26 protein-coding genes are annotated in these 25,877 nt (G+C 62.6%); 4 read left to right on the top strand and 22 right to left on the bottom strand.

Annotated elements, in window-relative coordinates; translation table 11 throughout:
• Positions 1-2 precede the first annotated feature (2 nt).
• The 22 genes from BLR80_RS08040 to BLR80_RS13235 form a co-directional block, all read right to left on the bottom strand.
• The gene (locus BLR80_RS08040; RefSeq protein WP_092078403.1) at positions 3-620 is read right to left on the bottom strand and encodes an L-threonylcarbamoyladenylate synthase; all 618 of its coding nucleotides are present in this window, start codon (positions 618-620) and stop codon (positions 3-5) included.
• Positions 617-889, bottom strand: a complete 273-nt coding sequence (locus BLR80_RS08035) for a YbeD family protein (protein WP_092078401.1) — start codon at positions 887-889, stop codon at positions 617-619. The genes BLR80_RS08040 and BLR80_RS08035 overlap by 4 nt, the downstream gene beginning before the upstream one ends.
• Positions 890-917: 28 nt before the next feature.
• Positions 918-1,385: a dUTP diphosphatase gene (gene dut / locus BLR80_RS08030; protein ID WP_092078398.1), complete on the bottom strand. Its 468-nt coding sequence runs from the start codon at positions 1,383-1,385 to the stop codon at positions 918-920.
• Between the two features lie 102 nt (positions 1,386-1,487).
• Positions 1,488-2,765: a M16 family metallopeptidase gene (locus BLR80_RS08025; protein WP_092078395.1), complete on the bottom strand. Its 1,278-nt coding sequence runs from the start codon at positions 2,763-2,765 to the stop codon at positions 1,488-1,490.
• 174 nt (positions 2,766-2,939) lie between these two features.
• Positions 2,940-5,045 (bottom strand): polyribonucleotide nucleotidyltransferase, encoded by a 2,106-nt coding sequence (gene pnp / locus BLR80_RS08020; protein WP_092078392.1) that lies wholly within the window; start codon positions 5,043-5,045, stop codon positions 2,940-2,942.
• A gap of 191 nt (positions 5,046-5,236) precedes the next feature.
• Entirely contained in the window at positions 5,237-5,503 is a 267-nt protein-coding gene (gene rpsO / locus BLR80_RS08015) for a 30S ribosomal protein S15 (RefSeq protein ID WP_092078390.1), read from the bottom strand.
• A 246-nt stretch (positions 5,504-5,749) separates the two neighbouring features.
• On the bottom strand, positions 5,750-6,670 hold the full coding sequence (gene truB / locus BLR80_RS08010) for a tRNA pseudouridine(55) synthase TruB (RefSeq protein WP_092078387.1): 921 nt from the start codon (positions 6,668-6,670) through the stop codon (positions 5,750-5,752).
• Positions 6,667-7,635, bottom strand: a complete 969-nt coding sequence (locus BLR80_RS08005) for a DHH family phosphoesterase (protein WP_092078384.1) — start codon at positions 7,633-7,635, stop codon at positions 6,667-6,669. The genes truB and BLR80_RS08005 overlap by 4 nt, the downstream gene beginning before the upstream one ends.
• Positions 7,619-7,978, bottom strand: coding sequence for a 30S ribosome-binding factor RbfA (gene rbfA / locus BLR80_RS08000; RefSeq protein ID WP_092078381.1), 360 nt, complete (start codon positions 7,976-7,978; stop codon positions 7,619-7,621). Before rbfA ends, BLR80_RS08005 begins: the two co-directional genes overlap by 17 nt.
• Positions 7,975-10,776 (bottom strand): translation initiation factor IF-2, encoded by a 2,802-nt coding sequence (gene infB, locus BLR80_RS07995; RefSeq protein WP_092078379.1) that lies wholly within the window; start codon positions 10,774-10,776, stop codon positions 7,975-7,977. The genes rbfA and infB overlap by 4 nt, the downstream gene beginning before the upstream one ends.
• The gene (locus BLR80_RS07990) at positions 10,776-11,387 is read right to left on the bottom strand and encodes a YlxR family protein (protein WP_092078376.1); all 612 of its coding nucleotides are present in this window, start codon (positions 11,385-11,387) and stop codon (positions 10,776-10,778) included. Before BLR80_RS07990 ends, infB begins: the two co-directional genes overlap by 1 nt.
• Positions 11,388-11,393: 6 nt before the next feature.
• Complete coding sequence (nusA, locus tag BLR80_RS07985; RefSeq protein ID WP_092078373.1) at positions 11,394-12,569, bottom strand: transcription termination factor NusA; 1,176 nt, start codon at positions 12,567-12,569, stop codon at positions 11,394-11,396.
• A 132-nt stretch (positions 12,570-12,701) separates the two neighbouring features.
• Positions 12,702-13,196 (bottom strand): ribosome maturation factor RimP, encoded by a 495-nt coding sequence (locus tag BLR80_RS07980; RefSeq protein WP_092078371.1) that lies wholly within the window; start codon positions 13,194-13,196, stop codon positions 12,702-12,704.
• Positions 13,197-13,359: 163 nt separating this feature from the next.
• Positions 13,360-14,682, bottom strand: a complete 1,323-nt coding sequence (locus tag BLR80_RS07975) for a class I SAM-dependent RNA methyltransferase (RefSeq protein ID WP_171906379.1) — start codon at positions 14,680-14,682, stop codon at positions 13,360-13,362.
• A gap of 9 nt (positions 14,683-14,691) precedes the next feature.
• Positions 14,692-15,057: a hypothetical protein gene (locus BLR80_RS07970; RefSeq protein WP_092078365.1), complete on the bottom strand. Its 366-nt coding sequence runs from the start codon at positions 15,055-15,057 to the stop codon at positions 14,692-14,694.
• Positions 15,054-15,839, bottom strand: coding sequence for an RNA methyltransferase (locus BLR80_RS07965; protein WP_092078362.1), 786 nt, complete (start codon positions 15,837-15,839; stop codon positions 15,054-15,056). Before BLR80_RS07965 ends, BLR80_RS07970 begins: the two co-directional genes overlap by 4 nt.
• On the bottom strand, positions 15,832-16,596 hold the full coding sequence (locus BLR80_RS07960) for an RsmE family RNA methyltransferase (protein ID WP_171906378.1): 765 nt from the start codon (positions 16,594-16,596) through the stop codon (positions 15,832-15,834). Before BLR80_RS07960 ends, BLR80_RS07965 begins: the two co-directional genes overlap by 8 nt.
• Positions 16,574-16,999, bottom strand: a complete 426-nt coding sequence (locus tag BLR80_RS07955) for a DNA polymerase III subunit chi (RefSeq protein WP_092078358.1) — start codon at positions 16,997-16,999, stop codon at positions 16,574-16,576. The genes BLR80_RS07960 and BLR80_RS07955 overlap by 23 nt, the downstream gene beginning before the upstream one ends.
• A gap of 9 nt (positions 17,000-17,008) precedes the next feature.
• Positions 17,009-17,560 (bottom strand): 2-oxoacid:ferredoxin oxidoreductase subunit gamma family protein, encoded by a 552-nt coding sequence (locus BLR80_RS07950; RefSeq protein WP_092078496.1) that lies wholly within the window; start codon positions 17,558-17,560, stop codon positions 17,009-17,011.
• Between the two features lie 17 nt (positions 17,561-17,577).
• On the bottom strand, positions 17,578-18,318 hold the full coding sequence (locus BLR80_RS07945; RefSeq protein WP_092078494.1) for a thiamine pyrophosphate-dependent enzyme: 741 nt from the start codon (positions 18,316-18,318) through the stop codon (positions 17,578-17,580).
• A gap of 14 nt (positions 18,319-18,332) precedes the next feature.
• A complete protein-coding gene (locus BLR80_RS07940; RefSeq protein WP_092078355.1) occupies positions 18,333-19,397 on the bottom strand; it encodes a 3-methyl-2-oxobutanoate dehydrogenase subunit VorB in 1,065 nt (354 codons plus the stop codon).
• A gap of 27 nt (positions 19,398-19,424) precedes the next feature.
• A complete protein-coding gene (locus BLR80_RS13235) occupies positions 19,425-19,643 on the bottom strand; it encodes a ferredoxin family protein (protein WP_245691417.1) in 219 nt (72 codons plus the stop codon).
• 343 nt (positions 19,644-19,986) lie between these two features.
• On the opposite strand from BLR80_RS13235, the gene BLR80_RS07930 reads away from it, so the two are divergent.
• The 4 genes from BLR80_RS07930 (at position 19,987) to BLR80_RS07915 (ending at position 25,846) form a co-directional block, all read left to right on the top strand.
• Complete coding sequence (locus BLR80_RS07930; RefSeq protein WP_092078349.1) at positions 19,987-22,923, top strand: ATP-binding protein; 2,937 nt, start codon at positions 19,987-19,989, stop codon at positions 22,921-22,923.
• Between the two features lie 81 nt (positions 22,924-23,004).
• Positions 23,005-23,940: a GGDEF domain-containing response regulator gene (locus tag BLR80_RS07925; protein WP_092078346.1), complete on the top strand. Its 936-nt coding sequence runs from the start codon at positions 23,005-23,007 to the stop codon at positions 23,938-23,940.
• A gap of 105 nt (positions 23,941-24,045) precedes the next feature.
• Entirely contained in the window at positions 24,046-24,651 is a 606-nt protein-coding gene (locus BLR80_RS07920; RefSeq protein ID WP_092078343.1) for a GNAT family N-acetyltransferase, read from the top strand.
• 43 nt (positions 24,652-24,694) lie between these two features.
• On the top strand, positions 24,695-25,846 hold the full coding sequence (locus BLR80_RS07915; RefSeq protein WP_092078340.1) for a M20 family metallopeptidase: 1,152 nt from the start codon (positions 24,695-24,697) through the stop codon (positions 25,844-25,846).
• Positions 25,847-25,877: the final 31 nt, after the last annotated feature.

The raw sequence follows: 25,877 nt of genomic DNA, 5'->3' as shown, positions 1-25,877 counted from the left end.
GGTTACAGTAGCTGATGAATCCAGTCGGTCGCGCCGCAACCCTGCCGCAGAATCTCGATCTGATCCTGCCGCAGACTGATGACCGTCGACGGCTCGCCATGCAGCAGGCCCCCATCTATCACCAGATCCAGTTGCTTGCCCCAGTCGTCATGAATCAGGCTGGGGTCCTGGTAGGTGGCCTCTCCCGTCAGATTGGCGCTGGTGGTCACCAGTGGCTCGCCGAGGCGGCGGACAATTTCGAGCGCGATGTTATTGGCCGGAATGCGTACACCAACGGTGCGCTGACGCGTCACCAGCAGTTCGGGCACCTCGCGCGTGGCATCGAGCACAAAGGTGTAGGCCCCGGGCAAATGACGCTTCATGATCTTGAAGGCCTGATTGCTGACACGGGCGTAACGGGCCACCTCGGCAAGATCGCTGCAGATAAAGGAAAACGGCTTGCGCGGATCGCGCTGTTTGATCTGGTAAATCCGCTGAATACTCTTGCGATTGAAGATCGCGCAGCCGATGCCGTAGATGGTATCGGTCGGATAGGCGATAACGCCGCCGTTTCTCAGGCAGTCCACCGCCTGATCAATCAGGCGGGCCTGCGGATTGTCCGGATTGATGTGCAGGATCATAACAGATATTTCAACCCCTCAACGGCACGTAGGTGCTGATAGATACGCTGACGCTGTTGTTCATTGTGCAGATAAACGACGATTGAGACACACAGATAGCTGCCCTGCCGACTGTGCCGCAGGCGCAGGGCATCGCGCGAGACACAGGTCACGCGGTTGACCGCCGCATGAACCCGGTCGGCAAAGGCGGCCTCGGCCGTGGCGGGGCCAAAGGCCTTGAACAGATAGTCGCAGGGGAACTCCTGCAGACTGACGGATTCGGTGGTCATGGAAACATCCTTCCGGGAAAACAGGGCGTCAGTCACAGCGGCCAACCGTCTGACAATGACCCGTATGGCCAAAGCCACCGGCCTGACGCTGCGATGTCGGCAGCTGCGTACAGAGTTGCCAGTCGGCCCGGACCACCGGGGCCACGACCAGTTGGGCAATGCGATCACCGGAAACGATGGTTACCGGCGCATCGCCGTGATTGATGAGCAGCACCTTGATTTCTCCGCGATAATCGGCATCGATGGTACCCGGACTGTTGACCAGGGTTACTCCGTCGCGCAACGCCCAGCCACTGCGTGGCCGCACCTGGGCTTCGTAGCCCGGCGGCAGGGCAATGGCGATACCCGTCGGTACCAGTTGTCGCTCGCCAGGAAGCAACTGCAACGGCGTGTCGAGCACGGCGGCCAGATCCATGCCGGCAGCCAGATCGGTCATATAACGGGGAGGATGTGCCTGGGGATGCAGCAATTGCAACGCGATGGGAATTTCAGACATGGCGGCGTTCCGGCAACAAGGGGGAGGACGGGGCGACAACGAAAACCACGCGGCCCGACGCAAACCCTACTGGCGCGACCCTGGACCCCGTTTCCGTATACGTCAGCCGACTTGGCGGCACTGACTCAAAAGGGGGATATCTTGCACTCTTTGCCAGACGGCGTCAACCTCTCCCCCCAGACAGAGCACGGCCTGGGCCGGGTCGAACAGAAAACGGGCCAGCGCCTGCAACTGGTCAATGGTCACGGCACGCAGGCATTCGGCCACCTCGAAGGGCGCAATAAAACGGCCGTGGTAAAACTCACTCGCGGTCAGCCGTTCCATGCGGCTGTGACAGCTGTCCTGGGCCATACGCAAGCGGCCGATCAGCTGATCACTGGCCACCTGCAACTCGTCCGGCGCAATGCCCTGGCGACACAGCTGATCGATCTCCTCGGCAACCCCGGCCAGGGCCGTTGCCCCGTGCTGTGGTGCCGTCTCACCGTGAATCACCAGGGCGCCGGCATCGGCGTAACAGTTCAGGTAACTGTAGACATTGTAAGCCCAACCCTCACGTTCGCGCAGGCGCTGAAACAGACGCGAACTCATACCGGCGCCCAGCACGGCATTGAGCAGCATGTTGGCAAAACGTTGCGGATGACGTTGCGGCAGGGCCGGAAAGGCCAGACAGAAGCTGGTCGAACTGTTAGCACCAGGCGCCAGCTGACAGCTGGCCTGCAGGGCCGGTGGTTGCGTCTGGGGCAAGGTGGCGGCGGCCGGCAAGGCTGCCAGACCGTCGCGCAGCAGGGCGACAACGCGTTCATGGCAGATCGGTCCCGCCAGACTGACCACCTGACAGCCGGCGCGGTAGTGCGGCAGAAAATCGCGCACCTGGTGAAAACCCAGACGGCTGACGGAAGCAGCATTGCCCATCACCGGCTGCCCCAGAGCATGGCCCTGCCAGCAGTTCTGGGCGCACAAATCGTGGAGATACTCCGTCGTATCGGCCTGCAGCTGACGCAGCTCCTGCAGCACCACGGACTGTTCGCTGGCGAACTGCTCGACCGTGAAGTGCCCCTCCAGCAGCAGATCAAGCAGCAGGTCGAGGGCCGCAACGAGCTTTTCCGGCAGAAAACGCAGATGCAGGCAACTGTATTCGCGGCCGGTATAGCCATTGAGCGGACCGCCGAGGGCATCCACCTGCTTGGCCAGTTGCAGCGCACTGCGGCGGGCATTGCCCTTGAACAGCAGATGCTCCGTCAGATGACACAGGCCCATCTGCTCAGGCGCTTCATGGCGCGACCCCCGAGCAATCAGCAAGCCGATACTGACCGAGTGAGCCTGGGGAATCTGTTGGGTTACAATACGGATACCGTTGGACAGAACGGTCTTTTCCACCATGGCGGCCTCCCCGGCATGGGCAGCGCGACACCCGCCGGCGGAACAGACCGACGACCGACGCCAGATACAAAAAGTCCCTGAACATCTTAGCAGAAGATGTCAGGGACTCCAGAGGTGAGCGCAAAAGCACCGCTTCAGCCGCAGCGGCGCTTTTGCGCGACAACCGTTCCTTGTTTAATTGTTATCGGCCAGGGATTTGCCCAAGGCCTCCTTGCGCGACAGTTTAATCTTGCCCTGGCGATCGACGCCGATGCACTTGACCAGCACGCGATCCCCTTCGTTGAGCACATCGGTCACGTTGCGCACCCGTTCCTCGGCCAGCTCGCTGACATGCACCAGGCCATCGGTGCCGGCAAAAATCTCAACAAAAGCACCGAAATCCATCACCTTACGGACGGTGCCTTCGTAATACTTGCCCACCTCGGCTTCCTGGGTCAGCTCGCGAATCATACGGGCTGCTTCCAGCGCCGCAGACTCGTCGGATGAGGCGATGTTGATGCGGCCATCGTCCTCGATATCAATCGCGCAGCCGGTAGCCTCGATAATCGCCCGGACGGTCTTGCCGCCGGAACCGATGACGGTACGAACCTGGTCAGGCTTGACATAGACCGTGGTAATGCGCGGCGCATAGGGCGACAGGTAGCCGCGCGGTTGGGCCAGCGCCTGCTCCATGCAGCCGAGAATATGAATGCGGCCGGCACGCGCCTGGGCCAGAGCCTGCTCCATGATGTCGCGCGTCACACCACCAATCTTGATATCCATCTGCAGGGCGGCCACACCATCACGGGTACCGGTGACCTTGAAATCCATGTCACCGAGATGGTCCTCATCGCCCAGAATATCCGACAACACCGCCACGGCGTCGCCCTCCTTGATCAGACCCATGGCGATACCGGCCACCGGCTGCTTGATCGGAATCCCCGCATCCATCAGCGCCAGCGAAGCGCCGCAAACCGATGCCATGGAGGAGGAGCCATTGGACTCCAGAATGTCCGACACCACGCGAATTGTATAAGGAAATTCATCAAATGACGGCAGCACCTTGGACACCGAGCGCTCAGCCAGCATGCCGTGGCCAATTTCACGCCGGCCAGGGAACAGCCGCATGCTGGTTTCACCAACACAGAACGGCGGAAAATTGTAGTGCAGCATGAACTTTTTGAATTCCATGCCCTGAATGTTGTCCATGCGCTGCTCGTCGGTGGCGGTTCCCAAAGTGGCAGTTACCAGCGCCTGGGTTTCGCCACGGGTAAACAGGGCGCTGCCATGAGCACGCGGCAGCAGACCGACTTCGCAGTCGATCGGCCGAACGGTTGTCATGTCACGACCATCGATGCGCACACCGTCTTGCAGAATCATCTGGCGCACCACCCGCTTCTCGATCTTACCGATGAAAGCGCTAATCTCATCTCCCCGCTCGGGAAATTCCTCGGCCAGCTGCTGCAATACCTGCTCGCGGTTATCCTTCAGCGCGGCATAACGCTCCGTCTTGGTGCGAATGGCCACCGCCGCCCGCACACCGGCCTCGGCCCGCGCGGTGACACGCTCCTCCAGCGCCGCATCGCTCTGGGGCAGGCTGAACGGGCGCTTGGTCACACCGACCAGCTGCTGCAGTTGCAGCTGCAGATCGATCAGCGGCTGCAGGGCCTGATGGCCAAAGAACACGGCTTCGAGCATCTCCTGCTCGCTGATCAGGTCGGCCTCGCCTTCCACCATCATGATCGCGTCACGCGAACCGGCGACCACGATCTCGACATCGCTGACCTTGCGCTGCTCCAGCGTCGGGTTGGCAACGAAAGCGCCTTCAACCCGGCCGACACGAACCGCCGCGATAGGACCGCTGAAGGGAATATCGGATACGCTGACCGCAGCTGAGGCCGCGACAATCGCCAACGTATCGGGATCGTTGACGCAGTCGGCTGAAACCACCGTCGGCATGATCTGGGTTTCGAACATGTAACCCTTGGGAAACAGGGGTCGCATGGGGCGGTCAATAAGACGGCAGATCAGGGTTTCACGCTCGCTTGAACCGCGCTCGCGGCGGAAGAACGAGCCGGGAATCTTGCCGCTGGCATAGAATTTTTCCTGATAGTTGACCGTCAGAGGGAAGAAATCCTGCCCCGGCCGCTGTGTGTAGGCGGAAACAGCGGTGCAGAGAATCTTGGTTTCGCCATAGGTCACCAGGGTGGCGCCATGGGCCTGGCGCGCCATTTTACCCGTTTCGATGGTCAGCGGTTGACCGTTGAAGGAAACCTCTACCCTGTGGTGGGAATCGAACATGCAAATACTCCTGTCTGGTTTTGCCCTTGGGCATAACGGGAGATCAATACTCCCAAAAAATAAAGGGCTCCAGGAGGTTGGCCTGAGTCAGCCGCCGACCCCTAGCGGTCGGCGGCTGACTCCGGACATCCTCCCTCAGCCCACGAACGAATGCGGCAGTTCCGCTGCAAGCGGAACTGCCGCGGCACAACTTAACGGCGGATACCGAGACGAGCGATCAGACCGCGATAACGCTCGACATCCTTTTTCTTGAGGTAATCCAGCAACCGGCGACGCTGACCAACAATCTTCAGCAAGCCACGGCGGGAATGATGATCCTTGGTATGGGTACGGAAGTGGTCAGTCAGGGTATTAATCCGTTCCGTGAGCAGAGCGATCTGCACCTCGGGCGAACCGGTATCGCCTGATTTTGACTGAAATTCCTTGATGATGTCCTGTTTTTTTTCTGTGGCCAGCACTTGTGGCATCTCCTTTCGAACGTAAAAATCCGGCTTCGCCGGGCACTTCAGTGAAAATATCGCTCATTCCTATCACAGAACAAGCGACGCTGTAAAGATCATTCAGTCAACGGCCAACATGGCGACGCAAACCTCTGGCGGCAAGATGGCCGCACCTGCCAGGCTGTCTCCGTCATCATGGGCAAGAGCCCCCTTGAAAGCCGGCAGCCCGCCCCAATCGAGCAGCAACCGCCCGTTGGCACCCTGTCAGAGGCCATCAGGAAACACCTTGAGCAGCCGCAAAGAGGGCTCAACGGGTGTCCCGTCCAACTCAGCTGGCAGGTCGGGTTCGACCAGCGCCAGCAGCTTCGTCCCCGCCGGATCAGTCAGCAGCCAAGGGCCGGCATCTGCCGGCAGCGCATCCTGCGGCTGCAGATCGGCCAGCGCCGGAGCAACGCCATTGGTCAGACGAAGCTGGGCCGCAGGGACCAAGCTGAACCGGGGCAGGTGAGCCAAGGCCTGCAGGGCCGTCAGCAAAGGCAACCGCGCCGGATCGAGACGGTCGAGGGTCACCGCATCACCGACGGAAAAAGCACCGCTGGCGGTGCGCCGCAAAGCACTCATGCAGGCACCACAGCCAAGTTGCTCACCAAAATCATGACACAGTGTGCGAATGTAGGTTCCCTTGGAACAACGCACCCGGATATCGACGCGGTCACCGACCAGCGCCAGCACCTCAAATGATTCGATCCGCACCTGACGCGGCGGCCGCTCCACCTCCTCGCCCCGGCGCGCCAAACGATAGAGTGGCACCCCGTCACGTTTCAGGGCCGAATACATGGGCGGCACCTGGGAGATTGCCCCCACCAAGGTCGCGGCCAGAGCCTGCAACCGCTCCAGCGTCAGATCCGCCGGCACTGGGCGCTGCTGCAGCAAAACACCGCTGCTGTCCTGGGTATCGGTGGTGGCCCCGAGTTGCAGACTGGCCTCGTAGGTTTTGTCCTGCGCCATCAGGTATTCGATCAGCCGGGTGGCCGGCCCGAGGGCCAACACCATCAGGCCACTGGCCATCGGATCGAGGGTCCCGGCATGACCGATCCGCCGGATCCGGCATTGGCGCCGGACCGCCTGCACCAGGGTGTGGGAACTGGGACCTGCCGGTTTGTCGAGCAGCAGAAAGCCGTTCATGCGTCCGGTTGCGCCAGCAGCGGCTCCAGACGGGAAAAGACAAACTCCTGCACCTGTGGCAGCGTCCCGGTCAGTTCAGCCCCTGCGGCATTGTGATGGCCGCCGCCACCCAGTTCACGCGACAGGCTACCAACATCAATCAGCCCTTTTGAGCGCATACTGAGTTTGTAACACTGCTCCGCTGTCTGGCGGAAAAACAGGGCCACCTCGACACCACGGATTGAGCGCGGGTAATTGACAAAACTGTCGGCATCCTCCGGTCGAGCCTGAGCCTCGGCAAACATGTCGGTCGTGGCACTGATGGCAGCGATCCGGCCACAACGCGACAGCCGCAACGTGGCCAGGGCCAGAGCCAGCAGACGCAGGCGCTGGGCCTCCTGGCTTTCATAAAGACCACCAGCTACCCGCCAGGGATCGACCCCGACCGCCACCAGTTCACCGGCAACGGTATAGGCTTCGGGATTGGCACTGCTGTAACGGAACGAGCCGGTATCCGACAGGATGGCCGTGTAGAGACATTCCGCCACCGGCTGCGACAGCGAATGGTTCAGGCTGCGCAGCAGACGGTAGATCAGCACCGCCGTAGCGCTGGCCTGGGTATCGACCCAGTAATGATCGCCAAAATCCTCCGAGCAGGGGTGATGGTCGATATTGACCAGCACCTGACAACAGGCACGCATGTCATGCCGAACCCGGCGCAGCTCGCCGGCATCGAGTACGAATCCCAGATCGAACCGCTGCTGCGCTGGCAGCTGGCACACCAGGCCATCACTACCGGCCAGAAAGGCCAGTTTGTCCGGCACACCATCGCAGTTGAAGGCAACGGCCTGCTTACCCATCTCCCGCAACGCCAGGGTCAGGGCCAGCGTCGAACCAATCGCATCACCATCCGGTCCCTCATGCGCGGCAATCAGCACGGTCTGGCTGGCGCGAATTGCTGCAGCAATTTCATTCAGTGGGTTCATGACGATGAATCTCTTTGAGTAATTCCTCGATACGACTGCCATAGGCTATGGAATTGTCGTAGCGAAACTCCAGTTCCGGCACCCGCCGCAGCCGCAACACCCGCCCCAGTTCACGCCGCAAAAAGGGCACGGCACTGCGCAGGCCGTCGCCACAGGCATCACGCGCCGCGGCATCGTCCGACATGACGGTGTAATAAACCCGTGCCAGTTGCAAATCATTGGTCGGTTCAACACCGGTAATGGTGACAAACGCGACGCGCGGATCACGCACCTCTTTGAGCAACAGGCGCGAAATTTCCTGCTGAATCAGATCGCCAACCCGTTGGGCCCGCTGGCTGCTCACGATGTTTTATCCCCCAGCTGCGTTTTGGTTTCCTCGATCTCGAAGGCCTCGATAATATCGCCCACCTTGATGTCGTTGTAACGCTCCAGACCAATACCGCATTCATAGCCGGTGTTGACTTCGCGCACATCGTCCTTGAAACGCTTGAGCGAATTAAGGGTACCCTCCCACACCACGATGTTGTCGCGCACCAGCCGCACCCGGGCATGGCGGGTGACCTTGCCATCGAGCACCATGCAACCCGCCACGGTACCGACCTTGGATACGTTGAAGGTTTCCCGCACCTCGACCCGGCCGAGATGCTTTTCACGCAGCGTCGGCGCCAGCAGACCTTCCATGGCATCCTTGATATCAGCCACGGCGTCGTAGATGATGCTGTAGAGACGGATATCGACGCCCTCCTTCTCCGCCAGCGTCGCTGCCTTGGATTCGGGCCGGACGTTGAAACCGGTGATAATCGCATCGGAAGCCGAAGCCAGCGACACGTCGCTCTCGGTGATACCGCCGACCGCCGTATGAACGATGGTCAAACGGCATCTGTCCGTTGACAGCTTGACCAGCGCGTCCTTGACTGCCTCGACCGAACCCTGCACATCAGCCTTAACGATAACCTTGAGTTCCTCGACATTGCCTTCCTTGATACGGGCATAAAGCTGGTCGAGGGACAGGCGGCTGCTCTTGGCCAATTCGGCTTCGCGGGCCTTCTGCTGGCGGTGCTGGGCCACTTCCTTGGCCAGTTTTTCGTTCTCCAGTGCATGCAGATTGTCGCCCGCCTCGGGTACACCCTGCAAACCGGTCACCTCGACCGGAATGGACGGGCCGGCTTCCTTGACCTGCTCACCCCGGTCATTGATCATGGTGCGGACACGGCCATAGTGCAGGCCGGCAACGATGGCGTCACCAATGTGCAAGGTACCATCCTGTACCAGCACGGTAGCCACGGCACCACGGCCCTTGTCGAGGCGCGCCTCGACGATGGTGCCGCGACAACGACGGCCCGGATCGGCGCGCAGTTCCAGCACCTCGGCCTGCAGCAGAATCATTTCCAGCAGCTGCTCGAGATTGATCCTTTTTTTGGCCGACACCTCGACGAAAATGGTATCGCCACCCCACTCCTCCGGCACCATCTGAAATTCAGTCAGTTCCTGCTTGATCCGGTCGGGGTTGGCACCCGGCTTGTCGATCTTGTTGATAGCCACGATCATCGGCACGCCGGCCGCCTTGGCGTGGCTGATGGCTTCCTTGGTCTGCGGCATGACACCATCATCGGCCGCCACCACCAGAATGACGATATCCGTGACCTGGGCACCACGCGAACGCATGGCGGTAAAGGCCTCGTGACCGGGGGTATCGAGAAACGAAATGGTCCGATCCTTGATCCTCACATCGTAGGCACCGATATGCTGGGTAATGCCACCGGCTTCCCCCTCGGCAATATTGGCGCTGCGAATGGCGTCGAGCAGGCTGGTCTTGCCATGGTCAACGTGACCCATGATGGTCACCACCGGCGGGCGCTCGACCTGGTTGGCGCTGGCCTGTTCGGTCTCGCCACCGATCTGGTCATCGCCCAACACGCTGACCTCGTCAAAAGCCACGTTCTCGACCTCGTAGCTGAAATCCGCTGCCAGGATCGCCGCAGTTTCAAAATCGAGGGGGTGGTTGATGGTCACCATGGTGCCCTGGCGCATCAGCTCACGGATCAGGTCGTTGGCCTTAACACCCATGCGCTTGGCCAGTTCGCCAACCGTAATGACATCGCTGATGCGGATCTTGCGCTTGATGGCCTTGGGGACGGTAATTTCCGTCTGGCGCGACAGTTTCTGGCTTTTCTTGCCCCGCCGCAGTTTGCCACCATGATCCGGCTCGAACACCTCCATGCGGTCGCGACGACGACGGGCGGCATCCTGCGGCGCCGCCGAACCATACTCGCTGCCTTTGCCTTTTTTCTTCTTGTTGCGACCGCGCTGGTCGCGGCCGCGATCCTCAAGGGGCGCTTCCATTGCGGCGGGCTGGGCCGGACCGGGCCGAGGTGCCGCAGCGGGGCGGGCTGGACGGGAGCCGGGACCGGCACTGCGACCGGCCGCAGGGGCCGCGCCACCAGCCGGGCGAGCCTGGCCACTGGCGGGACGGGCCGGACCTGAGGCAGGGCGGGCCGGACGCCCACCTTCGCCCCGCAGCGCCGCCTGAGGCAGCTCAACCCGACCGAGGATGCGCGCGCCACTTTTGCTCGGTGCCGGCGTATTTTTATCTGCCGGGGTAACGATGGTAGCCATCGACCGTGTCGGGGTGCGCCGCGGTGCAGCCTCGCTCGTGGCCGGCCGACGCTCGTCGGCCTTACGGGCCGGAGCCTCGGCTGGCGCAGTTGCCGGTGCCGGTTTCTGCACAGCGGCCGGCGGCGCTGGCGCCGCAGCGGGAACAGGCGCAACCTCTTCGGCCGCAGCTGCCGGAACCTGAGCGACGGTCGGCGGGGAAGACACCTCTGCCGCAGCTTCATCGGCAAGAGGCGGCCGGGGCGCCGGGGGCGCGGTGACAACCTCAACCGGCACAGGCTCCTCGGACATTTCGACCGCCTTGCGGCGACGCCGGATCAGGCCGGAACCAATCCGCTCTTCCTCGAAGGCCACCTGCGACTTATCCTCGGAGGAGGCTTCCTGGGGCTGCAGAGCCTTGACGGCATCTTCGTCGACAACACTCATATGACTCTTCGTTTCCACACCCATCTGCTGCAGGCGTTCCATCAGTTCTTTATTTTCCAGGCCCATGCGTTGCGCCAACTCGTATACACGTATTTTTGCCATCAGACTTCCCCCATTACTTCCCTGTAGCGTCCTAACTCGAATTGCAGCGTCTGTGCAAGTGAACTTTTCTTTATCACCAGCGTGCTGCGCAGCGCCGTACCCAGCGCCTCGGCCAGCTGCTGCCGGTCGAACAGCGTCTGGTACGGCAGCCCCAGCTGATCCAGTCGCTGTCGTAACCGCGCCGCCAGCGGAGCCGACATGTCCGTCGCCACCAGCACCAGAGCAATCTCATGCGGTCGCTGCAGGGACTGACTGACGGCCTGCTGACCGCCACAGAGCAAACCGGCCTTACGCGCCATGCCCAGCAAATTCAGAATCCGCTGGCGGCAGGCTTGCTGCAACTGCGCCAACAACTGGGCCTCATCGGGCTGACGACAGGGCTGACGCAGCGCCCGGCTGAAGGCATTGCGCCGCAGCGCCTGGCGCAGACAGTCGGGCTTCAGACAGACATAGGCGCCCCGGCCAGGCAGGCGATGGCCATAATCGACCAGCAACGCACCATCCGGCGCACAAACAAACCGGATCAGCTGCCCCTGCGGCAGGCTCTGGCGACACGCGATACAGCTTCGCCGGGGACCGCGCCCGGCCGGGTCTTCATGGGGACGTGACATTCAACCTCAGGCGTTGTGCGGTTCCGTATCCTCCGGCCCGGCCAGCTCGTCCTGCGGCGCGGAATCAGTCTCCGCCGCAGTGGCATCCTCGCTGACCACCTCATCCACTTCTTCCTCGGTGGCGCGCAGGGCCTCCTGCTCAATCTCGGCGGCACGGGACTCACTCTTGATATCGATCTTCCAGCCGATCAACCGTGCGGCCAACCGCACGTTCTGGCCTTTCTTGCCAATAGCCAGGGACAACTGATCATCGGGCACAATAATCTCCATGGCCTGATTCTCATTGTCGACATAAACCCGTGAGACATCCGCCGGCGCCAGGGCGGCGCAGGCAAAACGGGCCATATCCGGTGTCCAGGGAATGATATCGATCTTCTCGCCCCGCAGCTCGGACACCACATTCTGCACCCGCGCGCCGCGCATGCCAACGCAGGCGCCCACCGGATCAACATCGGGGTCATGAGACACCACAGCAATCTTGGCACGGCTGCCGGGCTCACGCGAGCAGGACACGATATCAACAATCCCCTCGGCAATCTCAGGCACCTCGGTGCGGAACAGCTCAATCACCAGATTGGGATGGGTGCGCGACAAAATAATCTGCGGCCCCTTGGGCGACATACGGACCTCGGCAATATAGGCGCGCACCCGGTCGCTCTGACGATAATTCTCGCGCGGCACCTGCTCGCGATGCGGCAGCAGCGCTTCGGCCCGGCCGAGATCAACAATCAGATCGCCGCGCTCGTAGCGCCGCACAATACCATTGACCAGCTCGCCGACGCGATCCTTGAATTCGTTAAAGATGCCCTCGCGCTCGGCTTCGCGCACCTTCTGAATGATCACCTGTTTGGCCGTCTGGGCCGCGATGCGGCTGAAGTTGCCGGAATCCTCCATTTTCATACCGAGAGAATCCCCAGCCTGCACCTCGGGATCAATCTCGCGGGCCTCCTGCAGATCGATCTCCTTGTAGGAATCCTGAACCTCGTCAACCACGGTGACAAATTCAAACAGCTCGACCTCACCACGCTCATTATTGTAGTGCGCTTCAAGATCTCGGGTATTGCGGTATTTTTTGTTGGCGGCCGACAACACCGCCGACTCCAGGGCCTCGACCAGGACGGCGCGATCGACGCCCTTGTCCTTGACGACCTGATCAATGACGTGGTTGAGATTGACAACCATGGGTTTTTCTCCTGTCCGGCAGGGCCGGATCTGACCAGCCCCTGCAACGATCGCGTCCGGCTAAAAGGCCGGCGCTTGTCCATACTCTTGGGTTGTTCGGAAAACTGCGGCGCTGCCGCGAATGCGACAACGTCAAAACTGCGGGTCGAGGTGAATCTTTTCGATATCGGCCAGCGGCAGGGCCACAACACCGCCCTTGCGATCGGTTTGCTGCACCCGCACCAAGCCATCCTCCAGACCAAGCAGAATTCCGCTGAAAGTCTTGCGTTGATGACCGCGCCCATCGGGATCAAGCAGCTGGTGGGTTTTCAGCCGCACCGGCTCGCCGCGAAACCGTTCGAAATCCTGTGGCCGCTTCAACGGCCGATCGAGCCCCGGCGACGACACCTCCAGCCGGTAGGCCACACTCAGCACCTCCTCAACATCAAGCAGGGTGTCGAGTTCGCGACTGAAATCGGCGCAATCGTCCAGCGTCACGCCACCGGCCTTGTCGATGAACAGTCGCAAAAACCAGGAACGGCCCTGCTGCACCAGTTCACTGTCGACCAGTTCCAGCCCGTTTTGTTCCAGCACCGGCTGCGCCAGTTGCCGCACCCGTTCCAACAGTGTTGCGCGATCCTTCAGCATTGCCCGTCTGTCCGCCTCGTCAAATAAAAAAAGTGAGCGACAGGCTCACTTCTCATTCACATGAAAAGATTTAACCTTGATCTTCTAGCACGGAGAAGCACCAAAAGCAAGGATAAAAGCGTCTGGCCGCCCCTCAGAACCCGTCAGAGCGGGCTTCAATCACCTAGCCGCGGGCCTGCAGCAACGCCACCACCTCGGTGTGGTGAGTCTGGGGAAACAGATCGAGAGCCCCCAACCGAAGCAGATCGTAACCCTGCCCCAACAGTGGCACCAGATCGCGCAGCAGGGTCTGCGGATCACAGGAAACATACACCAGACGGGACGGGCGCAACCGCACCAACCCGGCGACGGCCTCATAGGCGCCGCTACGCGGCGGATCGAGCACCACCAGATCGGGCGCCGCGGTCAGACGGGACAGACAGTCCGCCGTGGCCGCCACCTCGAAAACGGTACGCGCCGCCAGGCCGGTTTCACGGGCATTGGCGCGCGCCGCTTCAATGGACGGAGCATAGTCCTCCACGCCCGTGACCCGGGCGGCACGCCGCGCCAGCGGCAGGGTGAAATTGCCCATGCCGCAGTACAGATCGAGCACCTGGTCGCTGGGCTGAACCGCCGCCCAGTCAAGCAGCCGCGCCACCAGGGCACGGTTCTGCGCCAGATGCACCTGGGCGAATCCGCCGGGTCCATAGGCCAGCCACAAAGGCGGCTCATCCACCCGGATGCGCAGCTGCGGTTCGCCGCACAGCAAGCGAATCCGTGCCTTGCGACCGGCCTGCACCAGCACCGCCAGAGGTCCGGCAACCGCCAGAGCCGCAAGGCGCGGCTGCAGCCAGCGGCAAAAAGCGGCCAGATCCTCACCCCGATAATGAACCAGCAGACGTATGGCACCAGCATCGTCGGTCGCCACATCGATCTGCGGCACCCAGGCGGCATAGGAAGTGCCGGCGAACAGCTGCCGCAGGGGAGCCAACAGCGCCCGCAAGGGCGCGGCCAGCAGGGGGCAGTCCTGGACATCGACCACAAAGTGGCTGCCGCGCCGGTAAAACCCCAGGGCAAAGGCGCCACCGGCAGCATGGGCCTTGAGCTGGGCGCGACTACGGTAGCCAAAGGCCGTTTCGCTGGCCAGCAACGGTTCAAGGCACTCGGCCACCGCCGCGCCCAGCCGGTGGGCGCAGGTCTGCTGCAACAACTGCTGTTTGTAACGGCACTGGTCGGCATAAGCCAGCATTTGCCAGTCGCAGCCACCACAATCACCGAAATGACGGCACTGCGGCACAATCCGTTCGGGGCCAGATTGCACCAGTTCGACCAGCTGACCGCGCAGATAGCGGCGCCGAACCTCGGTAATCCGGCAGCGCAGGCGATCGCCCGGCACCGTTCCCGGCACGAACAGGGTGCGGCCATCAGCACTGGTCGCCACCCCGTGGCCCCCCTGGGCCAGACTGCGGATCTCGACCAGCTGCTCGGCCGGACAGTCGGACGCCATCGTCATCCGTCAGTAACCGCGCCGGGCGCCGGCCAGTCGGCGAGCGGTCAGAAAACGACGTGGGAAATCCGGCCGGGCCAGATAGGACCGCTGACGCTGGTCAAACTGCTCCATCAGCTGCTGCTTGACCGCAGCCAGCTCCCCCCCGGCCACGGCCATCTTCTCCAGGCTGGTAAACAGGTAACGCTCCTGGTAGCCGTCTTCGGCCAGCCGACAGTAGATCGAGATACAGACCCGGTGATAATCACCGTAGTAACGGTTGCTGAGGTCCTCGAACTCCAGTTGCAGACCGTTCTCCAGCTGTTGCGTCACCAACAGCGGCTTTGTCGGGCGCGAGGCCGGGGCACCGGGCATTTCCGCTTGCGCAGGCATCATGTATTGTTCTCCTCCGTGTCGGCCGGTGCCAGACCGGCCTGGCCGGCCAGCCAATCCAGCTTGCTCCACAGGCCCTGCAAAATGCGCACATCACGCGGCGACAGGCCACTGCGGCCCAGCATCCGGCGATAGCCCCGCAGGATATGATCGGGGTTCTGCGGATCGAGATAGCCGATGGCCAGCAGACTGCGGCGCATGTGGTCAAACATGGCCTCGACCTGGTCACTGCCAGCCAGCTTGCGACCACCGGCCGGGGCAGCAGCGGCCGCGTGCTGGGCACAGGACACCTCATAGAGACAAAGAGACACCGCCTGAGCCAGATTCATCGATGGCAGGGCATCGCGGGTCGGAATGGTCAGCAGGCGCTGACACAGATCGAGTTCCTCGGTCAGCAGCCCGCGATCCTCGCGGCCGAACACCAGCGCTACCGGCGCCACCGCACCCAGCTCGACCAGCTGGCCGGCCGCATCCCGCGGGTGAATGAAATCCTCGCGATAGCGGCCAAAACGACGCGTGGTGCCAATGGCATAATGACAATCGGCCAGCGCCTCGGCCAGACTGGTGCAGACGCGCGCCCGCTCCAGCAGCGGCGCCGCCTTGACCGCCATCAGGCGTGCCTGCTCGCCCAGATGATCGGTCTGCGGCCGCACCAGACGCAGATCCTGAAAACCGAAATTGCCCATCGCCCGGCAAATCGAGCCGATGTTGAGCGGTCCCTGCGGTTCGACCAGCACCACCACCAGCGGCAGCGGCGCCACCACCGGACCCGCCAGATCAGACATAGTCCCCTACCCGTCCCTGCACCAGAGCTGCCGCCACCAGGGCGGCGGTTTCGGTGCGCAACAGCCGCGGCCCCAGCATCAGCGGCACGGCACCGGCAGCCTGGGCCGCCGCGATTTCCTCATCGGTAAAGCCACCTTCCGGCCCGACAATCACAGCCACCTGCTGCGGCCGCTGGCGCCCCAGACCCTCGGCCAGGCTCCAGCGTGGCCCCTTTTCAGCCAGCAGCAACTTGACATCGGCCAGCGCCAGATCGGCCAACAGCGTCGGCCAGTCCACCACTGCGGTCAGCTGCGGCAACTGTGCCCGCCGGCACTGGCGCGCCGCCCGTCGGACGACCTCCGGCCAGCGATGCGATTTGGGCTGTGGCGCGTCACGCTGCGCCAGCGTGGTCGAGCGGGCACTGACAAAGGGCACCACGCGCTGCACGCCGATTTCGGTGAGCTTCTGCAAAATCCATTCAAAGCGCTCTTTTTCCGGCAGCGCCTGATAAACCCAGATATCCACAGGCGATTCCGGTTCGGCCAGCAATTCAAAGGGCACCAGTCGGGCCTCGTCCTGCTGCCAGCAGATCAGGCGGGCGCGATAGCAGCGCTGATCGGCGTCGGTCACCGTCAGGATTTCACCACAACGCGCCTGCCAGCGCCGCAACGCCTCACAGCCGCTGGCGCCCACTGCGGCCTCCTGTTCCAGCCGCAGCCGACCATCAACGCGGATGCGGCTGGCCGGCCCACCCTCATTCACGCATACGGGGGGCACAGCCCAACTCCCGCCACCGGGCAAAGCGCTCACGCGCCGCCTGCAGCCGTTGAGGATCATAGGTTTCGGCAAAGTCGATCACCCGGCTGAAGGTGCGGCTGAACGCCAGCGGCGCCGGTGCCGCCGCCAGCAACACGCGGGCACCGTTGCCATTACGTGGCTGACTGCAGATACAGATGGGTTCGTCGTGACATTCTACCGCGCCATTGTCCCAGGCATGCGGCAGAAAAGAGCCCTTGTTCCAGGTCCACAAAAAACGGTCAAGAGCCAGGGCCTGTTCATCGTCCTCCACCAGCATCAGCACCCGCTGGCGCTGCTGCAGCAGTTCCTCGGCCAGCTGGCACAGATAACGCGCCTTCTCCGGTTTCTGCAGCCGGATGAATTCAACCTGCGGTGTGCCCATGCCGTCGGCTTAAGCCCCCAGAGCCTGGCGGCAGGCGTCGGCACCGGCCTGCAAGGCCTGATGGTTCAGTGGCAGAAAACGGTGATTGCGCTCGGGCAGCACATAGGTCAGGGCTTCGTGCAACGCCTGCCAGGACACCACCGGACTGTGGGCGATATAGGCGCCAAGCATGACCATGTTGACCAGCCGGGCGTTACCCAGTTGCAGGGCCATCTCGTTGGCCGGCAGGGCCACGGTGGTGATCTCGGCCCGCCGGCGCGGGTCGCTGATCAGGGAACTGTTGAGAAAAGCGGCGCCGCCGGGACGCACCCGGTCGTAATACTTCTCCATCGACAGTTCATTGAGCAACAGCGCCGCCTCGGGCTGGCCCACCACCGGTGAACCCACAGCGCCATCGGCCATCACCACGGTGCAGGTGGCGGCACCACCGCGCTTTTCGACCCCGTAGGCGGGAAAATAAGAGGCGTTGTTGCCCTCAAGAATACAGGCGTAGGCCAGCAGATTGCCGATCAGCAGAATTCCCTGTCCACCAAAACCGGCCATATACACATCGTGATTCATCGTCATACCCCCGCGCCTCAGGCCGTCACGTCTTTGAAGACGCCCAGCGGAAAATAGGGAATCATTTCCTCGGCCACCCGCGCGTTGGCCGCCAGCGGATCCATGCCCCAGTTGGTCGGGCAGGTCGACAGCACCTCGACAAAGGCGAACCCCTTGCCGTCGAGCTGGGTTTTGAACGCCTGGCGAATGACCTTGCCGGCCTGCAGCACATGCTTGGGACTGTTGACCGCCACCCGCGCGGCATAGGCAACCCCTTCCAGCCCGCTGAGCAGTTCGGTCATGCGGATCGGATAGCCGTCCTTGGCCACATTGCGGCCACGCGGCGAGGTGCTGGTGGTCTGCTGCGGCAGGGTGGTCGGCGCCATCTGGCCGCCGGTCATGCCATAGGTGGTGTTGTTGACAAAGATCACCGTCAACAGCTCGCCGCGATTGGCGCTATGGATGATCTCGCTGGTGCCGATGGCGGCCAGATCGCCGTCACCCTGATAGGTGAACACCGGCCGGCCGGGGTGTACCCGTTTGGCGCCGGTCGCCACCGCCGGCGCGCGGCCATGGGGCGCCTCGATCACGTCGATATTGAAATAACCGTACAGAAACACGCTGCAGCCAACGGAAGCCACCCCAATGGTCTGGTCGGCAATGCCAAAATGATCAAGGGCCTCGGCCACCAAGCGGTGGATGGTGCCATGCTGGCAACCGGGACAGAAATGGGTCGGCACCGGCTTGAGCGATGCCGGGCGCGCAAACACCTGTTTCATCTGCTGTTCAGTCATCAGCGTCCTCCCGCCAGGGCCACAATCTGTTGCAAGAACTCCTCCGGTGTCGGCAGCGAACCCGCCCCCGGCGGTCGGCCATAGAAAACCACCTCGCTGCCCGGCACGGCCAGCCGCACATCCTCGACCATCTGGCCATTGTTCAGTTCAAAACAGAGCAGTTTGCGGCCGGTGCCGTACTGGCGATAGGCGGCCGTCGGGAACGGAAACAGGGTAATGGGCCGCAGCAGCCCCACCCGGATGCCCTGCTGCCGCGCCAGCCGCACCGCCGTGTGGGCAATGCGCGCCGTGCTGCCGTAGGCCGTCACCACCAGCTCGGCATCGTCCAGTTCAATGGCCTCGAAACGTGTCTCGCATTCCTGCATCCGGGCATATTTGGCATGCAGGCGGTTGTTATGCGCCTCCAGTTCGCCATCACCAAGATAGAGGGACTTGACAATCTTCTGTTCGCCGGCCCGGCCCGGCCCGGTCAGGGCCCAGTCCTTGGCCGGCAGATCCGCCGGTGCCACATAGGGATGCGGCACCAGCGCCTCCTTCATCTGGCCAATAACCGCGTCAGCCAGAATCATCGCCGGCACGCGGTAACGGTCGGACAGATCAAAAGCCAGCAATGCCAGATCGTACATCTCCTGCACCGAGGCCGGTGCCAGCACAATCAGGTGGTAACCACCATGGCCGCCACCCTTGGTGGCCTGAAAGTAGTCAGCCTGGGAGGCATCGATACCGCCAAGGCCCGGCCCCGAGCGGCTGATATTGACGATCAGGCCCGGACATTCGCTGCCCGCCATGTATGACAGACCCTCCTGCTTAAGGGAGATGCCCGGACTCGACGACGAGGTCATGGCGCGGGCGCCGCAGGCACTGGCGCCCAGCAGCATGTTGATGGAAGCGATTTCACTTTCGGCCTGAATGAACTCACCACCGAGCGGCGGCAATTCACGCGACAGATATTCGGGAATATCGCTCTGGGGCGTGATGGGGTAGCCAAAATAGTAGCGGCAGCCAGCCGCCAGGGCACCCATGGCCACCGCCTCGTTGCCCTTGACAAACAATCGCTTGCTCATGGTCGTTTTCCTCCTGCCCGATGGCGGTCAGCAGCCGCGAAAGACCGTAATCGCCACATCGGGGCACATCTGGGCACACAGGGCACAGCCGCTGCACCGCGCCAGATTCTCGGCCGAAATCACCGCCGGCAGAAAACCGTGACGATTAAGTTCGGTGCTCATTTCAATCAGTTTCAGCGGGCAGGCCAGGGTACAGAGACCACAGCCCTTGCACAAGGCCTCGTCGATGATAATCCTGTTCGCCACGGCAGCTTCCTTTTCTGAAAAAACCTGCAATATCGTAATCTTAGAAAATAAATCCGTCCGCCCGGACGAATAACCCGGCGACCTTAGCAAAGATGGCGAAGTTTCGTCAAACGAAAAGCCGTCCGCGCCTTCACACCGGTTGGCAACAACCCCACAGCCACCTGAACGCGCCGTTACAGCGGGGAAAAGCGGTTTACGCTCCACCCTCAGCCGTGCTAATTTCGCCAGAATAAAAGCATATCTGCCTCGTCCCCTTTCGGCCAGCGATGCGCCAGTCTCGCTTCGGTTGAAACGCTGTACCGGCAAACTGTCGGCCCGCTCCTTTCCTCCTGCCGGAGATGCCATGCCCTTGGCCGCGCTGTTCAAACGCGTCATCGCCCCGCTCGCGCTCGCGCTGGTGCTGCTTTATGCCGGTGTTTCGGGCTTTGATCCCGCATGGCGGCCGCCGCAACTCAGCGACAGCGAACGCCGCTGGCTGGCGCAGCACGGCCCATTGGTATTTGTCAGCCAGGAGCACTATCCGCCCTTCGAGTTCCGCCAGAAGGATGGCAGCCTCGATGGCATCTGTATCGAGCTGGCCCGCTGGATGACGACAGAACTGGGCATTCAGGCACGCTTTATCGCCCTGCCGTTCGACGCGGCGCAGCAGGCCGTGCTCGACGGCCGGGCTCATGTCATCACCAGCCTGTTCCACAGCCCCGCCCGCAGTCGCCATTTCACCTTCAGCAAACCCATTTTGCCGGTACCAGCCTTCATCTTCGTCCGCCACGACCGGCCCGACATCAGCGGGCTGGATGACCTGACCGGCAAACGGCTGGCCATTCAGCGCGGCGACTATGCCCTGGAATTTTTGCGCGAGCGCACGATCGCCTTTGACTGGTTGCCGCTGACAACCTTTGCCGAAGCCGCCGATGCGGTGCTGGCCGGCCAAGCCGATGCCCTGATCGGTGATGAACAGATTGTGCTCTATCACCTCTACAGCAAGGGACTCGCGGCCCAGGCCAAGAAGGTGGGCGAGCCGCTCTATGTCGGTCGCAACTGCATGGCCAGCCGGCGGGATCAAACGGTTGTGGCGGGGATACTGGCCAAAGGCCTGGACCACGCCCGCCACAGCGGCATGATCAAGGCCATCGAGCGCAAGTGGCTGGGCATTCCACTGGGCAACCCGACGCACAGCGACAGGCCGTGGTTGCCCTTGCTGTCCAGCGGGTTGCTGCTGCTGGCCGGCGCCACCCTCGGCGTGCTGCTGTGGAACCAGCGCCTGCGCCGCCAGCTGGAACAGCAGACCGCCGGCATCCGCCAGGTGGCCAGCGAACGGGAACAGGAGGCCAGCCGGCGGCGGTTGATCTTCGAGCAATCGCGTGACGGCATCGTCATAACCGATTCGCACGGCCGAGTCTTCGAGGCCAACCCCAGCTTTGCCGCCCTGCTCGGTTATTCGCCGCAGGAGTTGGCCAATCTGCATATCTGGGATTGGGAAGTTCAGTTCAGTCGGCAGGACATCGAGCAGACCATCCAGACCCTTGATGAAAACGGTGTCCTGTTTGAAACCCGCCATTGCCGCAAGGATGGCCGCATCATCGATGTGGAGGTCTGTGCCAATCTCTGTCTGTGGCAGGGGCAGAAGCTGATCTACAGCACCTGTCGCGACATCAGCGAACGCAAACAGGCCGAAAAAGAGCTGGAAAAGGCCCGCCAGGCGGCTGAGCAGGCCAATCAGGCCAAGAGCGTCTTTCTCACCAACATCAGCCATGAAATCCGCACACCGCTCAACGCCGTGCTGGGCATGACCAGTCTGCTGCTTGACGCCCCCCTGGCGGCCGAGCAACGCTCCTGGGCCGAGGCGGTACAGAGCAATGCCGAGGCCCTGCTCGAACTGATCAACGATCTGCTCGATCTGTCGCGCATCGAAGCCGGCCGGCTGGAATTGGAACAGATCGACTTCGATCCCGCCGCGCTGCTGACCGACCTCGACGCCAGCCTCAAGCCGCTGGCCGTGGCCAAAGGTCTGCAGTGGCACTGTCGTTTAACCGGCGCCACGGCGGGCCGCTGGCTGCAGGGCGACCCGGGCCGGCTGCGCCAGATTCTGCTCAACCTGGCCGGCAACGCCATCAAGTTCACCACCGCCGGCAGTGTTCGTCTCGAAGCCGAGCTGACCCCCGAGGCGGAAAACCGGGTGCTGCTGCAGGTGCGGGTGCGCGACACCGGCATCGGCATCGCCATCGCCAACCAGGCCCGTCTGTTCGAACGCTTCTATCAGGCCGACGCCTCCATCACCCGCACCCACGGTGGCAGCGGCCTGGGGCTGGCTATCTGCCGTCAACTGGCAGAGCAGATGGGTGGCACCATCGGTTTTACCAGTGAAGAAGGCGTAGGCTCGGAGTTCTGGTTGCGTCTGCCGCTGGCAAGCGCGCAGTCTGGCGCTGCCGTCGGCCCAGCGGCGGACAAGACGCCAGCCCAAAACGCCGGCGCTTCAGCTCTCCACCCCGCGCCCCAGGGCCCGGCCCGCATCCTGCTGGTGGAAGACAACGCCGTCAACCAGCGTGTCGCCCTGAGCCTGCTGCACAAGCTTGGCCTGCAGACCGACGCCGTCAGCAACGGCCAGCAGGCCCTGACGGCCCTGCGGCAGTCAGCCTACGATCTGGTGCTGATGGACTGCCAGATGCCGGTACTCGACGGTTATCAGACCACCCGCCGCATCCGCCAGTCCGACCAGCCCTGGCGCGACATTGTCATCATCGCCCTGACCGCCCAGGCCATGAGCGGCGACCGTGAACGCTGCCTGCAAGCCGGCATGAGCGACTACCTGGCCAAACCCATCACCCTGCCGACCCTGCGCCAAACCCTCAGCCGCTGGCTCGACAGCCGCCGCTTCAACGCCAGCCCGCCACCTGCAACCACGTCCGAGGACAGCGGCACGGTTGACGCTCCAGGGGTAAACGGCAACAGCCCGCCGAGCCTCTGGAACCGCGCGGCACTGTACGAACGGCTGCTGTTCGACACCGAACTGGTTGGCACCGTGCTGGAGGTTTTTCTGACCGACATGCCCATCCAGCTGGATCGGCTGCAACAGCTGCTGGCCAGTGGCGATCTGACCGCGGCCAGCCGGCAGGCCCACAGCATCAAGGGCGCCGCTGCCAACATCGGTGCCGAAACCCTGCGGCAGCTCGCTGAACAGCTGGAACAGAACCTGCGCAACGGCCAACTCGGTGACGATAACTGGCCGGAGCGCTTTTCGCTGGTATTCCAACAGTTGAAAAAACAGCTGGAACAGGCGTAAATAAAGGTCACAGCCTCAATCTGCCCCTTCGTCCCGCCCGGCCCGATCGGTTGGCCACCAACAAAAGGGATCTTTTCTCGCATGCGGATACTGATTGCTGACGACGACTGCACCTCCCGCGCGGTTCTGGCCGCGGTGCTGCAGAAAAACGGTTTCGAGGTGCTGCAGACCACCAATGGCGCCGAGGCCTGGCAGCTTCTGCAGCAACCCCAGGCACCGGCGCTGGCCATCCTCGATTGGGTCATGCCCGAACTGGACGGCCTGGAACTGGTCCGCCGCGTCCGTGCCCTGGCGACAGACCGACCACCCTATCTGATCATGCTGACCTCGCGCTGTGCCAAGGTCGATGTCATCGCCGGCCTCGATGCCGGCGCCAATGATTACCTGACCAAGCCCTTCGACAGCGGCGAACTGCGTGCCCGCGTAGCTGTCGGTCGGCGCATGATCGAACTGCAGGAAGCCCTGGTCCGCAGCAAGGAACTGCTGGCCCATCAGGCCACCCACGATGCCCTGACCGGTCTGTACAACCGTCGCGCGATCCTGGCCCGGCTGCAGGATGAAATGGCACGCGCACAGCGCGGCGCGGCACTGGCCATCGGCAGCTGCGACATCGACCATTTCAAGCGGATCAACGACAGTTACGGCCATCAGACCGGCGACGAGGTTCTCTGCGGCCTGGCGCGGCTGCTGACGGAACAGTTGCGTCCGTTCGACAGCCTCGGCCGTTTCGGTGGCGAGGAATTCCTTATCGTCGCCCCCATCAAAAACGGCACCTGCCATGTCGCCCTGTTCGACCGGCTCTGCCGCCAGGTTGCCAACACCCCCATCGTCACCCGCAATGGCCCCCTGGCGCTGACCCTGAGCATCGGCGTCGCCTGCTACCGGCCGACGGACGATCTCGACCAGCTGCTGGCACGGGCCGATGCCGCCCTCTACCGGGCCAAGGAACAGGGCCGCAACCGTGTGATCTACGCCGCATGTGGCGAGATGGACGAGGCAACTCTGATCAAAAGCTGACTTGGCACTCACCCGATGCTAACCCCTGCGCCAGACTGTTGGTTATTTGGCGACCAGCCTGGGCCGCCCCAGTAATAACTTCTTTTTACGGATTGAGGTTCAACCATGAGTGACACCCACGACAGTGACCGACAAGCGGAACCGGACAGTGTGGATATCCGGGAAATGACCATCGACGATCTGGCAGCTGTGTTCCACCTGGGCGAGCAGCTGTTCACGTCGGATTTTTCACCCAGCATGTACCGCACCTGGGATGAGTACGAAATCACCACCCTGTTCAATTCCGACAACGAACTCTGCCTGGTGGCCGAACTTGGCGGCAAGGTGGTCGGTTTCGCCCTTGGCACCACGGTGGAAAAACAGCATTCGGCCTGGAAATACGGCTATCTGGTATGGATCGGCATTCAGCCGGGACTGCAAAAATGCGGTGCCGGCCACAAACTGTTCGCCGAAATCCGCCAGCGCATGGTCGAACAGGGCGTGCGCATGATCGTCATCGATACCGATGCCGACAACAAGGGCGGTATCCGCTTTTTCAAAAAGCAGGGCTTCGGCAACATCCGCGAGCATGTCTACATGACGCTCAATCTGTCGGTCCAGGGCAAAAAGCGCAAAAAGAAACACAAAAAAAAGGACAAGAGCGCCAGGCCGGACACCGCCGACCAGCCCATGACGCCGCCGGCTGACACCGTTTCTCCCCAGCCGGACTGATCCGTCCTTCAATCACCCAGCCGCCCTCAATCCCGGAGCTTTTATGCTGACCCTGCTCGAACCGGTCTGGAACGCCATCGATCCCCAACGCCTGCGCCAAACCCTGATGGACATGATCGACATCTACTCACCGTCGGGCAAGGAAGAGGATATCCAGCTCTATCTGGAGGAACGTCTGGCAGCGGCCGGCATCGCCGTGCAGCGGCAGATTCTCGACCCGGAGGAACCGGAGCGCTTCAATCTGCTGGCGACCATGGGCGGCGAGACACCACCGCTGTACCTGATGGGCCATGTCGACACGGTAGCGGCCTGGGATATCGAGGACTATGCCGCGGTGGAGGAATGGGGCGTGGTGCGCGGCCTGGGCAGCGCCGACATGAAGGGTGGCTGCGCCGCCATGGTCGAGGCCTGGCTGGCACTGGCGACCCTGCCGCCCGAACAGCGTCCGCCCCTGGGGCTGCTGCTGGTGGTGGGCGAGGAGGAAAATGGTGACGGCAGCGCCTGTTTTCTGCGCCAGAGCAAGGCGCCCCCCTGGGTTGTGATCGGCGAACCGACCGGGCTGCTGCCGGCCTTCAGCCATTACGGCTACATGGAACTGGCTCTTACCACCCAGGGCCGTCGCATCCATTCCTCGCTGCCGGAACTGGGCCATAACGCCATCAGTTCCATGCTGCGGGTGCTGCTGCAACTTGAGCGCTCCGAGTTGTTCGATGGCCCTGATGCCCGCCTGGTCTATTCCATCCGCGAAATGAGTTCGTCACGCGCCGGCTTTGTGGTGCCGGATCGCTGCGAAACCCTCATTGATCTGCATCTGCCGCCCGATCTCGGTCCGGCCGAGGTGCGCCAGCAGATCGAAGCGCTGCTGGCCAAGGCCCGCCGCAGCATTCGTGAGCTGGATCTGGAACAGTCCTTCGATTTCGAGGCCTGCGGCTATCAACTGCCGCTGGACAATCCGTTGACCGCCGTCCTGGAAGACGTCTATCCACGCCTCAACCTGCCCCTCGACCCGCTGCCGTTCCGTTCCCATTCCGACGGCAACCTGTTCTTCGAGGCCGGCAGCCAGCCACTGATCCTTGGCCCCGGTTCGCTCGAAACCGCCCATACCGCCGAAGAGCAGACCAGTCTGGCCCAGGTGGAAGCCGCCGCCCGCATCTACGCCGCCCTGGCCCTGGTGGCCGCCCGGCTGCGGCCCTGAACGATCGGCAGGCGCGTCTGAAACCGGCGTT

Source organism: Desulfuromonas thiophila (genome assembly GCF_900101955.1).
Classification (GTDB): Bacteria; Desulfobacterota; Desulfuromonadia; order Desulfuromonadales; family Desulfuromonadaceae; genus Pseudodesulfuromonas; species Pseudodesulfuromonas thiophila.
This window is presented reverse-complemented; position numbering and strand designations above follow the sequence as displayed.